The 13,678-nt window shown below is 56.6% G+C and carries 11 protein-coding genes and 1 other annotated feature; of the genes, 7 read left to right on the top strand and 4 right to left on the bottom strand.

Annotated elements, in window-relative coordinates; genetic code table 11:
* Positions 1-163 precede the first annotated feature (163 nt).
* Positions 164-3,310 (bottom strand): multidrug efflux RND transporter permease subunit AcrB, encoded by a 3,147-nt coding sequence (gene acrB / locus CWR52_RS07015; protein ID WP_104949244.1) that lies wholly within the window; start codon positions 3,308-3,310, stop codon positions 164-166.
* A 22-nt stretch (positions 3,311-3,332) separates the two neighbouring features.
* A complete protein-coding gene (gene acrA / locus CWR52_RS07010) occupies positions 3,333-4,526 on the bottom strand; it encodes a multidrug efflux RND transporter periplasmic adaptor subunit AcrA (protein WP_045909753.1) in 1,194 nt (397 codons plus the stop codon).
* Between the two features lie 141 nt (positions 4,527-4,667).
* Between acrA and acrR the strand changes: the two genes are divergently transcribed.
* The gene (gene acrR / locus CWR52_RS07005) at positions 4,668-5,321 is read left to right on the top strand and encodes a multidrug efflux transporter transcriptional repressor AcrR (protein WP_104949243.1); all 654 of its coding nucleotides are present in this window, start codon (positions 4,668-4,670) and stop codon (positions 5,319-5,321) included.
* 113 nt (positions 5,322-5,434) lie between these two features.
* On the top strand, positions 5,435-8,782 hold the full coding sequence (mscK, locus tag CWR52_RS07000) for a mechanosensitive channel MscK (protein WP_104949242.1): 3,348 nt from the start codon (positions 5,435-5,437) through the stop codon (positions 8,780-8,782).
* Position 8,783: 1 nt separating this feature from the next.
* On the opposite strand, the gene rsmS is transcribed toward mscK, so the two are convergent.
* Both rsmS and priC read right to left on the bottom strand, forming a co-directional pair.
* Positions 8,784-8,960: a pleiotropic regulatory protein RsmS gene (gene rsmS / locus CWR52_RS06995; protein WP_104949241.1), complete on the bottom strand. Its 177-nt coding sequence runs from the start codon at positions 8,958-8,960 to the stop codon at positions 8,784-8,786.
* A 14-nt stretch (positions 8,961-8,974) separates the two neighbouring features.
* Positions 8,975-9,502 (bottom strand): primosomal replication protein N'', encoded by a 528-nt coding sequence (gene priC, locus CWR52_RS06990; protein WP_104949240.1) that lies wholly within the window; start codon positions 9,500-9,502, stop codon positions 8,975-8,977.
* 50 nt (positions 9,503-9,552) lie between these two features.
* Between priC and CWR52_RS06985 the strand changes: the two genes are divergently transcribed.
* The 5 genes from CWR52_RS06985 (at position 9,553) to recR (ending at position 13,642) form a co-directional block, all read left to right on the top strand.
* Positions 9,553-9,930 carry a DUF454 family protein gene (locus tag CWR52_RS06985; protein WP_028017608.1) on the top strand — a complete coding sequence of 126 codons (378 nt, stop codon included), beginning with the start codon at positions 9,553-9,555 and terminating at the stop codon, positions 9,928-9,930.
* A 151-nt stretch (positions 9,931-10,081) separates the two neighbouring features.
* Positions 10,082-10,633, top strand: a complete 552-nt coding sequence (gene apt / locus CWR52_RS06980) for an adenine phosphoribosyltransferase (protein WP_104949238.1) — start codon at positions 10,082-10,084, stop codon at positions 10,631-10,633.
* An 88-nt stretch (positions 10,634-10,721) separates the two neighbouring features.
* Complete coding sequence (dnaX, locus tag CWR52_RS06975) at positions 10,722-12,650, top strand: DNA polymerase III subunit gamma/tau (protein ID WP_104949237.1); 1,929 nt, start codon at positions 10,722-10,724, stop codon at positions 12,648-12,650.
* Positions 11,980-12,044 (top strand) — a sequence feature (DnaX frameshifting element). Its footprint overlaps the gene before it by 65 nt.
* A 54-nt stretch (positions 12,651-12,704) precedes the next feature.
* A complete protein-coding gene (locus CWR52_RS06970) occupies positions 12,705-13,037 on the top strand; it encodes a YbaB/EbfC family nucleoid-associated protein (RefSeq protein WP_003858972.1) in 333 nt (110 codons plus the stop codon).
* Positions 13,037-13,642: a recombination mediator RecR gene (recR, locus tag CWR52_RS06965; RefSeq protein WP_008499298.1), complete on the top strand. Its 606-nt coding sequence runs from the start codon at positions 13,037-13,039 to the stop codon at positions 13,640-13,642. Before CWR52_RS06970 ends, recR begins: the two co-directional genes overlap by 1 nt.
* Positions 13,643-13,678: the final 36 nt, after the last annotated feature.

The following is a 13,678-nucleotide window of genomic DNA, read 5'->3' as shown; positions in this document are numbered from 1 at the left end:
AAATTAAAAAAATCCTGAATTCACCGATTAAGTTATCAGTTAATTATGATATGTCTAATTAAGATGGCAGAAAATAAATAGAACCACAATAAGCGTAATTTATGATTTTTTCTGAAAATGAAAAAGGCCGCTAATGCGGCCTTTTTATCATGTGAAACCGGTATCAGTGAGGTTCTACCGAATGCGTGTGTTCAATATCCTCATTTTTCCGGCTGAAGCGGCGGCGAACCACCACGAAGAACACCGGTACGAAGAAGATAGCGAGTACGGTTGCGGTAACCATACCACCCATCACGCCTGTACCAACCGCGTTCTGCGCACCGGAGCCAGCACCGGAGCTGATAACCAGCGGCAGTACGCCGAGGATAAACGCCAGTGATGTCATCAGGATTGGGCGCAGACGCATACGAACAGCCTCAAGCGTCGCCTCAATCAGACCTTTACCTTCTTTCTCCATCAGATCTTTGGCGAATTCAACGATAAGTATCGCGTTCTTCGCCGACAAGCCAATGGTTGTCAGCAGGCCTACCTGGAAGTACACGTCGTTGGTCAGTCCACGGAACGTTGCCGCAAGCAGCGCACCGATAACCCCAAGCGGTACCACCAGCATAACGGAGAACGGAATTGACCAGCTCTCGTACAGCGCTGCCAGACACAGGAAGACGACGATCAGTGAAATCGCGTACAGGGCAGGGGCCTGGTTTCCGGACAGACGTTCCTGATAGGACATACCGGTCCAGTCATAGCCGATACCCGCAGGCAGCTTGCTTGCCAGCTCTTCCATCAGGTTCATGGCTTCACCGGTGCTTCGGCCCGGAGCGGCCTGACCCAGGATCTCCATCGATGGCAGACCGTTATAGCGTTCCAGACGCGGCGAACCGTATTCCCAGCGAGACGTTGAGAACGCCGAGAACGGTACCATCTGACCATTGCTGCCGCGCACGAACCAGCTGTTGATATCGTTTGGCAACATACGGTATTGCGCCTCGGACATCACGTACACTTTCTTCACGCGACCGCGGTCGATGAAGTCGTTAACATAGCTACCGCCCCAGGCGGCGCCCAGCGTGGTATTAATGTCACTGATGGATACGCCCAGCGCCTGGGCTTTCTCCTGGTCGATGTCGATTTTGTACTGCGGCGTATCTTCCAGGCCGTTCGGACGCACGCCGACCAGCAGGTCAGGGTGCTTAGCCACTTCGCCAAACAGCTGGTTACGCGCCTGCGTCAGTTTTTCGTGACCCAGACCGCCCTGGTCAATCAGCTGGAAGTCGAAGCCGGTCGCGGTACCCAGTTCAACAATCGCTGGCAGGTTGAAGGCGAACACCATCGCATCTTTAATCTGCGAGAAGGTGCCCATCGCACGGCCGGTAATGGCTTCAACCTTGTTCTCTTTGCCCGGACGTTCAGACCAGTCTTTCAGAGAAACGAAGGCAATACCGGTGTTCTGACCACGACCCGCAAAGCCAAAGCCGTTAACCGCAAACACGGATTCAACGTTGTCTTTCTCTTTGGTGAGGTAGTAGTCCGTCACTTCGTCCAGCACTTTCTGGGTACGCTCTTGCGACGCGCCCGCAGGAAGCTGTGCCATCGTCAGGAACACGCCCTGGTCTTCATCCGGCAGGAACGAGCTTGGCAGACGAACGAACAGGAACGCCATCCCCACGACGATGATGATATAGAGCAGCAGGTAACGACCGGTGCTGCGCAGGATGTTGCCCACGCTGTCGGTGTAGTGGTGCGTGCTCTTATCAAACATGCGGTTAAACCAGCCGAAGAATCCTTTATGCTCCCCGTGACCGCCTTTCTGAATCGGCTTCAGCATGGTGGCACACAGGGCAGGGGTCAGGATCAATGCGACCAGCACCGACAGCGCCATCGCGGAAACGATGGTAATCGAGAACTGACGGTAAATCGCACCGGTAGAGCCCCCGAAGAAGGCCATTGGGATAAATACCGCAGACAGCACCATCGCGATACCGACCAGCGCGCCCTGGATCTGACCCATTGATTTACGGGTCGCTTCCTTCGGCGGCAGACCTTCTTCTGCCATTACGCGCTCGACGTTCTCGACCACGACGATGGCGTCATCCACCAGCAGACCGATGGCGAGCACCATCCCGAACATCGTCAGAGTGTTTATCGAGTAGCCAAATATCGACAGGATCGCAAAGGTCCCGAGCAGAACAACCGGCACGGCAATCGTTGGGATAAGCGTCGCGCGGAAGTTTTGCAGGAACAGATACATCACCAGGAACACCAGGATGATGGCTTCTACCAGCGTTTTAACCACTTCGTGAATCGAAATTTTGACGAACGGCGTGGTGTCATACGGGTAAACGATTTTCAGACCTGACGGGAAGAACGGTTCCATTTTCTTCAGCTCTGCGCGGATCGCCGTGGCGGTGTCCAGGGCGTTAGCCCCTGTCGCCAGTTTGATACCCAGACCGGAAGCCGGTTTACCGTTAAACTTCGCGATGATGTCGTAGTTCTCACCGCCCAGCTCGACTTTCGCCACGTCGCGCAGGCGAACCTGGGAACCGTCCTGATTCACTTTCAGCAGAATTTTGCTGAACTCATCGGCAGAGGTCAGACGGGTCTGTGCGATGATCGAGGCGTTAAGCTGCTGGCCTTTCACCGGCGGCGTACCGCCTAACTGACCGGCTGCCACCTGGGCGTTCTGCGCTTTAATCGCATTGATCACGTCAACCGGGGTCAGCTGGAAGTTGTTCAGTTTGTTCGGATCCATCCAGATACGCATCGCGTACTGAGAACCGAACAGCTGAACGTCACCCACACCGGAAGTACGGCTGATGGCGTCCTTCATGTTGGCCCCCACGTAGTCGGAAATATCCTCCTGCGTCATGGTGCCGTTGGTGTTGATAACGCCGACAACCATCAGGAAGCTGCTGGACGATTTCTCGACGCTCACACCCTGCTGTTGTACTTCCTGCGGCAGCAGAGGCATCGCCAGCTGCAGTTTGTTCTGCACCTGAACCTGCGCAATGTCAGCATCCGTACCTGACTGGAAGGTCAGGGTGATCTGCACCGTACCGGTAGAGTCACTGTTTGAGGACATGTACATCAGGTTATCGATACCGTTCATGTTCTGTTCGATAACCTGAGTGACGGTGTCCTGCACCGTTTTCGCATCAGCCCCCGGGTAGGTTGCGGAGATAGTCACCGCCGGTGGCGCAATCGTTGGATATTGCGCGACAGGCAGCTTCAGGATCGCAAGTCCCCCGGCCAGCATGATGATAATGGCGATCACCCATGCAAATATGGGGCGATCGATAAAGAAATTAGGCATGTCTTAACGGCTCCTGTTTAAGTTAAGACTTGGTTTGTTCTGACTGGCCAGCGGCCGAAGCTTGTTGTTTATCGTCAGATTTCACTTCCTGTGCTTTAACCTGCGCGCCAGGACGAACTTTTTGCAAACCAGAAACAATCACGCGATCGCCATCTTTCAGACCTTCCGTCACCAGCCATTTATCGCCAATCGCCTGGGTGGCGGTGATATTGCGCGTTTCGACTTTGTCATCTGCTCCGACAACCAGCGCGCTCGCATCGCCGCGTGGCGTACGGGTCACACCCTGCTGTGGAACCAGAAGTGCGGTTGGATTCGTCCCTTCTTCCAGACGCGCGCGGACGAACATACCTGGCAGCAGATTCTTGTCAGGGTTCGGGAAAATCGCACGTAAGGTGATGGAACCGGTGGTCTGGTCGACCGTCACATCAGAGAATTCCAGGGTACCTTCCTGCGGGAACTTGATACCGTCGTTGGTGATCAGCTCCACTTTGGCTTTGCCGTTTTCCTGTTTCAGGGTGCCGTTAGCCAGCTCCTGTTTCAGGCGCAGGAAATCATTGCTGGACTGCGTAACGTCAACGTAGATCGGATCGAGCTGCTGCACGGTCGCCAGCGCAGTGGTCTGACCGTTCTGCACCAGAGCCCCTTCCGTCACGGAAGACTTACCAATACGACCGCTGATAGGCGAGGTCACTTTGGTATAGGCCAGGTTAATGCGCGCGGTTTCGACGGCCGCTTTGGCTGCCACCACGGCTGCGTTAGCCTGCTGGGCATCCGCCAGGGCGGTATCGTAATCCTGCTGACTGATGTACTTGGTACCGAGCAGTTTTTGATAGCGGTTCAGCGTCAGCTGAGCAATTTTAGCCGCGGCCTGTGCTTTAGCCAGATCGCCTTTCGCGCTTTCATAAGACGCCTGATAGGTTGCGGGATCAATCTGATACAGAGACTCACCGGCCTTCACATCACCGCCTTCGGTGAAGTTACGTTTCAGGATAATGCCGCTAACCTGAGGACGCACTTCCGCAATACGGTAAGCATTTGTACGGCCGGGTAATTCGGTGGTGATTTGTAGAGGTTCAGATTTGAGCGTCACAACGCCTACTTCTGGCGCCTGCTGAGCTCCTTGTTGAGCCGGTTTGTCGTCACATCCTGTTAGCGCTAAGCTGCCTGAGAGCATCAGAACGACCGCCAGAGGCGTTAACCCTCTGTTTTTGTTCATATGTAAACCTCGAGTGTCCGATTTCAAATTGATCAAGGGTCCTGAGTCTAAAAACCCATTGCTGCGTTTATATTATCGTCATGCTATGGTACATACATTCACAAATGTATGTAAATCTGACTCCTGTAAATTCACCCACCTATGGCACGAAAAACTAAACAACAAGCGCTGGAAACCCGACAACACATTCTGGATGTGGCAATACGTTTGTTCTCGCAGCAGGGTGTTTCATCTACCTCGCTGGCGCAAATTGCTCAGGCCGCCGGTGTGACGCGAGGAGCGATTTACTGGCATTTTAAAAACAAGTCAGATCTGTTCAGTGAAATCTGGGAGCTTTCAGAGTCCAGCATTAGCGATCTCGAGAGTGAGTATCGGGCAAAATTCCCTGACGATCCACTCTCAGTATTGAGAGAAATATTAGTATATATCCTTGAAGCAACGGTAGTTGAAGAACGTCGCAGATTAATGATGGAAATAATCTTTCATAAATGCGAATTCGTGGGCGAGATGGCGATTGTTCAGCAGGCACAACGCAGCCTCAGCCTGGAGAGCTATGACCGTATTGAATACAACCTGAATCAGTGCATGCAGGCAAAACTGCTACCGGCCAACCTGTTGACCCGCCGGGCGGCGATTCTGATGCGTAGCTACATTTCCGGTCTGATGGAAAACTGGCTGTTTGCACCACAGTCGTTTGATCTTAAAGCGGAGGCCCGCAGCTACGTCGCGATTTTACTGGAAATGCTACAGCTCTGCCCCACGCTGCGCAGCGACGCGCCGTCGCTAACCGCCTGACCCATTTCCAGGATTTATCTCAGAGGCTCACGTTCGCGCTATTCTGCTTTCGGCGAGCGTGATATTCTTCACGCCGGACTATTTTCGGTCATCTTCTGACATCATTCACAACTATGCTGCCCATCAATCGCTCGCAACATCCTGTTTTTGCATTGCTCTTTGCGATGCTGTTTTTCTTCGCCACGGCGCCGCTGACCTGGGCCCGCGCCGACAACAGCAACGATATCCCCACGCGTGCGGATGTTCAGTCGCAGCTCGACACGCTGAACAAACAAAAAGAACTCTCTCCTCAGGAAAAACTGACGCAGCAGGATCTGACGGAAACGCTGGAAACGCTGGATAAAATTGAACGCGTTAAGGCTGAAACCGCACAGCTTCGTCAGAAGGTGGCGCAGGCCCCAGAAAACATGCGCAAAGCGACGGAATCGCTGAATGCCCTGAGCGATGTGGATAACGACGACGAAACGCGCAAAACGCTCGCCGCGCTCTCCTTACGCCAGCTCGAGTCGCGCGTGGCGCAACTGCTCGACGACCTGCAAACGGCGCAGTCCGATCTCGCCACCTACAACAGCCAGCTTGTCTCCCTGCAAACCCAGCCCGAGCGCGTGCAAAATGCGATGTATACCGCGTCTCAGCAGCTGCAGCAGATCCGCAACCGCCTGAACGGCACGACGGTGGGCGAAGGCACGCTGCGCCCGACGCAGCAAACCCTGCTGCTGGTGCAGCAGTCATTGCTCAATGCGCAGATCGAACAGCAGCGTAAAAGCCTGGAAGGGAATACGGTGCTGCAGGACACCCTGCAGAAACAGCGCGATTACGTCACCGCGAACATTAATCGTCTGGAGCACCAGCTACAGCTGCTGCAGGAAGCGGTTAACAGCAAGCGCCTGACGCTGACGGAAAAAACCGCCCAGGAGGCCGTATCCCCTGACGAAACCGCCCGCATCCAGGCCAACCCGCTGGTGAAGCAGGAGCTCGAAGCCAACCACCAGCTTAGTCAGCGCCTGATACTGGCGACCGAAAATGGCAACTCGCTGGTTCAGCAAAATATCAAGGTGAAGAACTGGCTGGATCGCGCCCTGCAGGCGGAACGCAACATCAAAGAGCAGATCGCGGTCCTGAAAGGCAGCCTCCTGCTGTCGCGTATTCTCTACCAGCAGCAGCAGACGCTTCCGTCCGCCGATGAGCTGGAAGACATGACTAACCGCATTGCGGATTTACGTCTGGAACAGTTTGACGTCAACCAGCAGCGTGATGCTCTTTTCCAGAGCGATACCTTTGTCGCCAAAATTGAAGAAGGGCACTCCAGCGACGTGAACCCGGAAGTGCATGACGCGCTGCTCCAGGTCGTGGATATGCGTCGCGAGCTGCTGGATCAGCTTAACAAACAGCTGGGCAACCAGCTGATGATGGCCATTAACCTGCAAATCAACCAGCAGCAGCTGGTGAGTGTCTCGAAAAGTCTGCAGGAGATCCTGACCCAGCAGATTTTCTGGGTGAACAGCAACAAACCGATGGACTGGGACTGGGTTAAATCCTTCCCAGAGACGCTGAAAACGCAGATTAAGAGCATGAAGATCACCGTAAACTGGGAGAAAGCCTGGCCTGCGGTAATGATTGCTTTTCTGGCCGGTTTGCCGCTGCTGCTGATTGCCGGTCTGATCCGCTGGCGTCTGGGCTGGCTGAAAAAATACCAGGCGAAGCTGGCCTCCGAAGTAGGGCAACTGCGCAACGATAGCCAGCTCCATACGCCAAAAGCGATTCTGATCGATCTCATCCGCGCCCTGCCGGTGTGCCTGATTATTCTGGCCGTGGGCCTGATCCTGCTCACCATGCAGCTCAACGTCAGCGATCTGCTGTGGGCGTTCAGTAAAAAACTGGCGCTGTTCTGGCTGGTGTTTGGCCTGTGCTGGAAGGTACTGGAAAAAGACGGCGTGGCGGTGCGTCATTTCAACATGCCTGCGCAACTGACCAGCCACTGGCGTCGTCAGATTGTGCGCATCAGCCTGGCGCTCCTGCCGCTGCACTTCTGGTCGGTTGTCTCTGAGCTTTCCCCGCTGCATCTGATGGATGATGTGCTGGGCCAGTTGGTTATCCTGCTGAACCTGCTGCTGATTGCTATCCTGATGTGGCCGATGTGCCGCGACAGCTGGCGTGATAAAGAGTCCCACAATATTCGCCTGGCCACCGTGACGGTGCTGGCGATCATTCCGCTGGCGCTGATGGTGCTGACGGCAACGGGCTACTTCTATACCACGCTGCGCCTGTCCGGGCGCTGGATTGAAACGGTCTATCTGGTGATCGTCTGGAACCTGCTCTATCAGACCGTGCTGCGCGGCCTGAGCGTGGCGGCCCGCCGCATTGCCTATCGCCGTGCCATCGCGCGTCGTCAGCATCAGGTGAAAGAGGGGGCCGAAGGCGCGGAGCCGCAGGAAGAGCCGACCATCGCGCTGGAGCAGGTTAACCAGCAGACGCTGCGCATCACCATGCTGGTGATGATCGCCCTGTTTGCCGTGATGTTCTGGGCGATCTGGTCCGATCTTATTACCGTTTTCGCCTATCTCGACAGTATTACCCTCTGGCAATACAACGGAACCGAAGCCGGCGCGGCGGTCATGAAAAGCGTGACCATGGGCAGCCTGCTGTTTGCGCTGGTGTCGTCGGTGGTCGCCTGGGCGCTGATCCGCAACCTGCCTGGCCTGCTCGAAGTGCTGCTCCTGTCACGTCTGAATCTTCGCCAGGGGGCGTCCTACGCCATCACCACGATCCTCAACTACGTCATCATTATTGTTGGAGCGATGACGGTCTTTGGTTCGCTTGGCGTCTCGTGGGATAAACTGCAGTGGCTGGCGGCCGCCCTCTCGGTCGGTCTGGGTTTTGGCCTGCAGGAGATCTTCGGTAACTTTGTCTCCGGCCTGATCATCCTGTTTGAACGTCCGGTACGTATCGGCGATACCGTCACCATCGGCACGTTCTCGGGAACGGTCAGCAAGATCCGCATTCGTGCGACCACCATCACCGACTTCGATCGCAAAGAGGTGATCATCCCGAACAAAGCGTTCGTGACCGAGCGTCTGATCAACTGGTCGCTCTCGGATACGGTGACGCGCGTGGTGATCCGCCTGGGCGTGGCCTATGGATCGGATCTGGATAAGGTGAAAGAGGTGCTGCTGAAGGCGGCGTCTGAGCATCCGAAAGTGATGCACGATCCGGCTCCGGCGGTCTTCTTCACCACCTTTGGGCCGAGTACGCTGGATCACGAGCTGCGTTTATACGTGCGTGAACTGCGTGACCGCAGCTACACGGTGGATGAGCTTAACCGCTCTATCGATCGTCTGTGCCGTGAAAACGATATTAATATCGCCTTCAACCAGCTTGAGGTTCACCTGCGTAACGAGAAAGGTGATGAGCATACGGAAGTGAAGCGCGACATTAAAGGCGACGACCCGACTTCGGCTTAATCTATTTTCCCTCTCCGTGTGGGAGAGGGTTAGGGTGAGGGGGAAGTTTCCCCTCAAAATCCCGCCGTACAATCTCCAGTGCCTTAAGCACCGTCCCGGCGGGGATCTCATGATTCTCCAGCAGCATAATCAAATCGACGGCCAGCTTGACCTCATCGGGTGCATTTTCCAGTGACATGGGTGTGGCTCCTGTTAACGGGTCAAACGTTCAATGACGCGTTCAATGTCATCCAGCGCCTGACGGCAGCGGACGATGCGTCCTTTCAGCGCGCTAATCTCGCGCATCAATAGCTGCTGCTCTTCCAGCGTTTCGCTGTTGTTCAGACGCACCTCGCGTTCACGCTTCATCTCAAACAGCCGGCGCTCAAACTCCTGGTTTTCCAGCCGCTTGCGCTGCCATTTGCCGAGCCCCGGCGAGGCGCTGTCCCAGGCGCGCAGCGGCCAGGCGGCGATTTCGCGATGCAGCGCGGTGATCTGCTCGGTGAGATGCTCCGCAAGCCACGTCACCTGTTCCTGCTGTTCACTCTCAACCGCATGGCGAAGCTCGTCGAGGTTCGTCTGCGCTTCCGCCAGGTAATCCTGAATGACGGTGCTGCGGGTACGAAAAAGCTGCCGGTCAAAGCGCGGCTTCAGCGTGGCGTGCCCCATCAGCGGCGTGGCCTGCTCCCGCAGAGCAATCAGCTGATTTTGCAGCCTCTCAAGAAGCAGTGCTGTTTTCAAGGCGCTCTCCAGTGGTAAAGTAGCCGTTCAGTTTGATAACGATTCGCATTATGCAGCGTACTATTTTAATCATCATTGGCTGGCTCGCGGTAGTGCTTGGCACGCTGGGTGTGGTTTTACCCTTGCTGCCGACCACGCCGTTTATCCTGCTGGCGGCCTGGTGCTTCGCCCGCTCGTCGCCGCGTTTTCACCACTGGCTGCTCTATCGCTCATGGTTTGGCGGCTATCTGCGGCACTGGCAAAAACACCGGGCCATGCCGCCCGGCGCCAAGCCGCGCGCGATCGCGGTGATCCTCATCACCTTCGCCATTTCATTATGGCTGGTGAAAATGATGTGGGTACGCATTCTGCTGCTGGCGATCCTGACCTGCCTGCTTATCTTCATGTGGCGGATCCCCGTGGTTGATGAAAAGCAACAAAAGCACTGAAGCCTTATCATGGCTGTTGCAATTATTGCTTACAGCCAGTAAATTCGACCGTTTTCGAGCACAGGCGCGCCTGGTTAAAGGTTAAACAATTGTTACCTTTGCCGACTCGTTGCGCGCCGTGAGTAACACTGTTTCATTTAGGCACAAACCGATGACCGCAACTGCACAGCAGCTTGAATATCTGAAAAACAGCATCAAAAGCATCCAGGACTATCCAAAGCCTGGCATTCTTTTCCGTGATGTCACCAGCTTGCTGGAAGACCCGAAAGCGTACGCGCTCAGCATTGAACTGCTGGTCGAGCGTTATAAAAACGCCGGGATCACCAAAGTAGTAGGTACCGAAGCCCGTGGCTTCCTGTTTGGCGCACCTGTCGCGCTGGCAATAGGCGTAGGTTTTGTGCCGGTGCGTAAGCCGCGCAAGCTGCCGCGTGAAACCATTGCAGAAAGCTACGAGCTGGAGTACGGCACCGATCAGCTGGAGATCCACGTTGACGCGATCAAGCCTGGCGACAAAGTGCTGGTGGTTGACGATCTGCTGGCGACCGGCGGCACCATTGAAGCGACCGTGAAGCTGATCCGCCGTCTGGGTGGGGAAGTGACCGACGCGGCCTTCATCATCAACCTGTTCGATCTCGGCGGTGAACAGCGCCTGGAAAAACAGGGTATTACCAGCTACAGCCTGGTGCCTTTCCCGGGTCACTAATCCCGGTTTTCACAACCTCGCTCAATGGGTGAGGTTGTGATAGCATTCCCCTTCATAAATTCACCTTCCAGCGTTGCAGAGCCTGCCCATGAGTTATCAGGTGTTAGCCCGTAAATGGCGACCACAAAACTTTGCTGACGTTGTCGGTCAGGAACATGTGCTGACGGCCCTGGCGAACGGCTTGTCGCTAGGTCGCATCCATCACGCCTATCTTTTTTCCGGCACCCGCGGCGTCGGTAAGACCTCTATTGCCCGTTTGCTGGCAAAAGGTCTCAACTGCGAAACCGGGATCACCGCCACCCCGTGCGGCGTTTGCGATAACTGCCGGGAGATCGAGCAGGGGCGTTTTGTCGATCTGATCGAGATCGATGCCGCTTCGCGCACCAAAGTGGAAGATACCCGCGACCTGCTCGACAACGTGCAGTACGCTCCGGCGCGCGGCCGCTTCAAGGTCTACCTGATCGATGAAGTGCACATGCTGTCGCGCCACAGCTTTAACGCCCTGCTGAAGACGCTGGAAGAGCCGCCCGCGCATGTGAAGTTCCTGCTGGCGACCACCGATCCGCAAAAGCTGCCGGTCACCATCCTGTCGCGCTGCCTGCAGTTCCATCTGAAGGCGCTGGACGTTGAGCAGATCCGCGCGCAGCTTGAGCATATCCTTGATGAAGAGAACATTGTCCACGAACCGCGCGCCCTGCAGCTGCTGGCCCGCGCGGCGGACGGCAGCCTGCGTGATGCATTAAGCCTGACCGACCAGGCGATTGCCAGCGGTGACGGAAAGCTCTCCACCGAGGCGGTCAGCACCATGCTCGGCACGCTGGATGACGATCAGGCGCTGTCGCTTATCGAAGCGATGATTGCCGCTAACGGCGAACGCGTGATGTCGCAGGTGAACGCGGCCGCTGCCCGCGGTATTGAGTGGGAAGGGCTGCTGGTTGAGATGCTCAGCCTGCTGCACCGCGTGGCGATGCTGCAGCTTTCTCCCTCCGCGATTGGTGCGGATATGGCGGCCATTGAACAGCGGATGCGTGAGCTTGCCCGCACCGTGCCGCCTGCCGACGTGCAGCTTTATTACCAGACGCTGCTGATTGGCCGCAAAGAGTTACCGTTTGCGCCGGATCCGCGGATGGGCGTTGAAATGACGCTGCTGCGCGCGCTGGCGTTCCACCCGCGCATGCCGCTGCCGGAGCCGGAAGTGCCGCGACAGTCTTTCGCGCCGGTCGCCCCCACGGCGGTGATGTCGCCGCAGCAGGTGCCGCCGCAGCCGACGCCGCCACCGCAGCAGAACGTACCGCTGTCGGATGCCACCAGTTCGGTGCTTGCCGCGCGCAGCCAGCTGCAGCGTGCTCAGGGAGTAACCAAACCAAAAAAGAGTGAACCGGCAGCGCCAGGAAGAGCGCGGCCGGTGAACAACGCCGCGCTTGAACGACTGGCCTCGGTAACGGAGCGCGTACAGTCGCGTCCGGCACCGTCCGCGCTCGAGCAGAAAGCCCCGGTGAAAGAAGAGGCTTACCGCTGGAAGGCAACCACCATCACCGAAACGGTGAAGGAAGAGGTGGCCACGCCGAAAGCGCTGAAAAAGGCGCTGGAGCATGAAAAAACGCCGGAGCTTTCCGCGAAGCTTGCCGAAGAGTCGATTGCGCGCGATGCCTGGGCCGCCGAGGTCAGCAAACTCCAGCTGCCGAAGCTGGTGGAGCAGGTCGCGCTGAACGCCTGGAAAGAGCAGGACGGCAATCAGGTGCGTCTGCACCTGCGTCCGGGCCAGCGTCACCTGAATTCACCGGGCGCGCAAAAGGCGCTGGCCGAGGCGCTTGCCGCTTTACAGGGGGCACCGGTTGAATTGACTATCATTGAAGATGATAATCCGGCAGTGAAAACGCCGCTCGAGTGGCGCCAGGCCATTTATGAAGAGAAGCTCGCGCAGGCGCGCGAGGCGATTATTGCGGATAACAACATTCAGACCCTGCGCCGGTTCTTCGACGCCGATCTGGATGAAGAGAGTATTCGCCCCATTTGATCGTGAGTCTGACTTACGGTTGTAATCCTTAAACGTGAAAGAAGAGAGAAGCCTATGTTTGGTGGAAAAGGCGGTCTGGGTGGCCTGATGAAGCAGGCTCAGCAGATGCAGGAAAAAATGCAGAAGATGCAGGAAGAGATCGCTCAGCTGGAAGTCACGGGTGAATCCGGTGCCGGTCTGGTCAAGGTGACCATCAACGGTGCGCACAACTGCCGTCGCGTTGAAATCGACCCGAGCCTGCTCGAAGACGACAAAGAGATGCTGGAAGATCTGGTTGCAGCCGCGTTTAACGATGCCGCTCGCCGTATCGACGAAACCCAGAAAGAGAAAATGGCCTCCGTTTCCAGCGGCATGCAGCTGCCGCCTGGCTTCAAGATGCCGTTCTGATGCAAACCAGTCCGCTGCTCACGCAGTTAATGGAAGCACTGCGCTGCCTGCCGGGCGTTGGCCCGAAGTCGGCGCAGCGCATGGCGTTTACGCTATTGCAGCGCGACCGCAGCGGCGGGATGCGCCTGGCGCAGGCTTTAACCCGCGCCATGTCAGAAATCGGTCACTGTGCGGATTGCCGTACCTTTACCGAGCAGGACGTGTGTAACATCTGCACGAACCCGCGTCGTCAGGAAAACGGCCAGATTTGCGTGGTGGAGAGTCCGGCGGACATCTACGCCATCGAACAAACCGGGCAGTTTTCCGGCCGCTACTTCGTGCTGATGGGGCATCTCTCCCCGCTGGACGGTATTGGCCCGGACGATATCGGTCTTGACCGCCTTGAACAGCGTCTTGAGTCCGAAACCATCAAAGAGGTGATCCTCGCCACCAATCCCACGGTGGAAGGGGAGGCAACTGCCAACTACATCGCCGAGCTCTGCTCGCAGTACGGCGTTGACGCCAGCCGCATCGCCCACGGCGTGCCGGTCGGCGGCGAGCTGGAGATGGTGGACGGCACCACGCTGTCACACTCTCTGGCCGGGCGTCACAAGATTATTTTCTGACCAAACGGAGGCAGCGCGCGCGGCCTCCGCTTGAAA

Source organism: Enterobacter sp. SGAir0187 (assembly GCF_002952735.2).
GTDB lineage: Bacteria > Pseudomonadota > Gammaproteobacteria > Enterobacterales > Enterobacteriaceae > Enterobacter > Enterobacter quasiroggenkampii.
This window is presented reverse-complemented; position numbering and strand designations above follow the sequence as displayed.

Coding starts and splice junctions, on each gene's coding strand:
- acrB (WP_104949244.1), bottom strand. CDS start 3,310: ATGCCTAATTTCTTTATCGATCGCCCCATATTTGCATGGGTGATCGCC.
- dnaX (WP_104949237.1), top strand. CDS start 10,722: ATGAGTTATCAGGTGTTAGCCCGTAAATGGCGACCACAAAACTTTGCT.
- rsmS (WP_104949241.1), bottom strand. CDS start 8,960: ATGTCACTGGAAAATGCACCCGATGAGGTCAAGCTGGCCGTCGATTTG.
- CWR52_RS06970 (WP_003858972.1), top strand. CDS start 12,705: ATGTTTGGTGGAAAAGGCGGTCTGGGTGGCCTGATGAAGCAGGCTCAG.
- recR (WP_008499298.1), top strand. CDS start 13,037: ATGCAAACCAGTCCGCTGCTCACGCAGTTAATGGAAGCACTGCGCTGC.
- CWR52_RS06985 (WP_028017608.1), top strand. CDS start 9,553: ATGCAGCGTACTATTTTAATCATCATTGGCTGGCTCGCGGTAGTGCTT.
- mscK (WP_104949242.1), top strand. CDS start 5,435: ATGCTGCCCATCAATCGCTCGCAACATCCTGTTTTTGCATTGCTCTTT.
- apt (WP_104949238.1), top strand. CDS start 10,082: ATGACCGCAACTGCACAGCAGCTTGAATATCTGAAAAACAGCATCAAA.
- acrA (WP_045909753.1), bottom strand. CDS start 4,526: ATGAACAAAAACAGAGGGTTAACGCCTCTGGCGGTCGTTCTGATGCTC.
- acrR (WP_104949243.1), top strand. CDS start 4,668: ATGGCACGAAAAACTAAACAACAAGCGCTGGAAACCCGACAACACATT.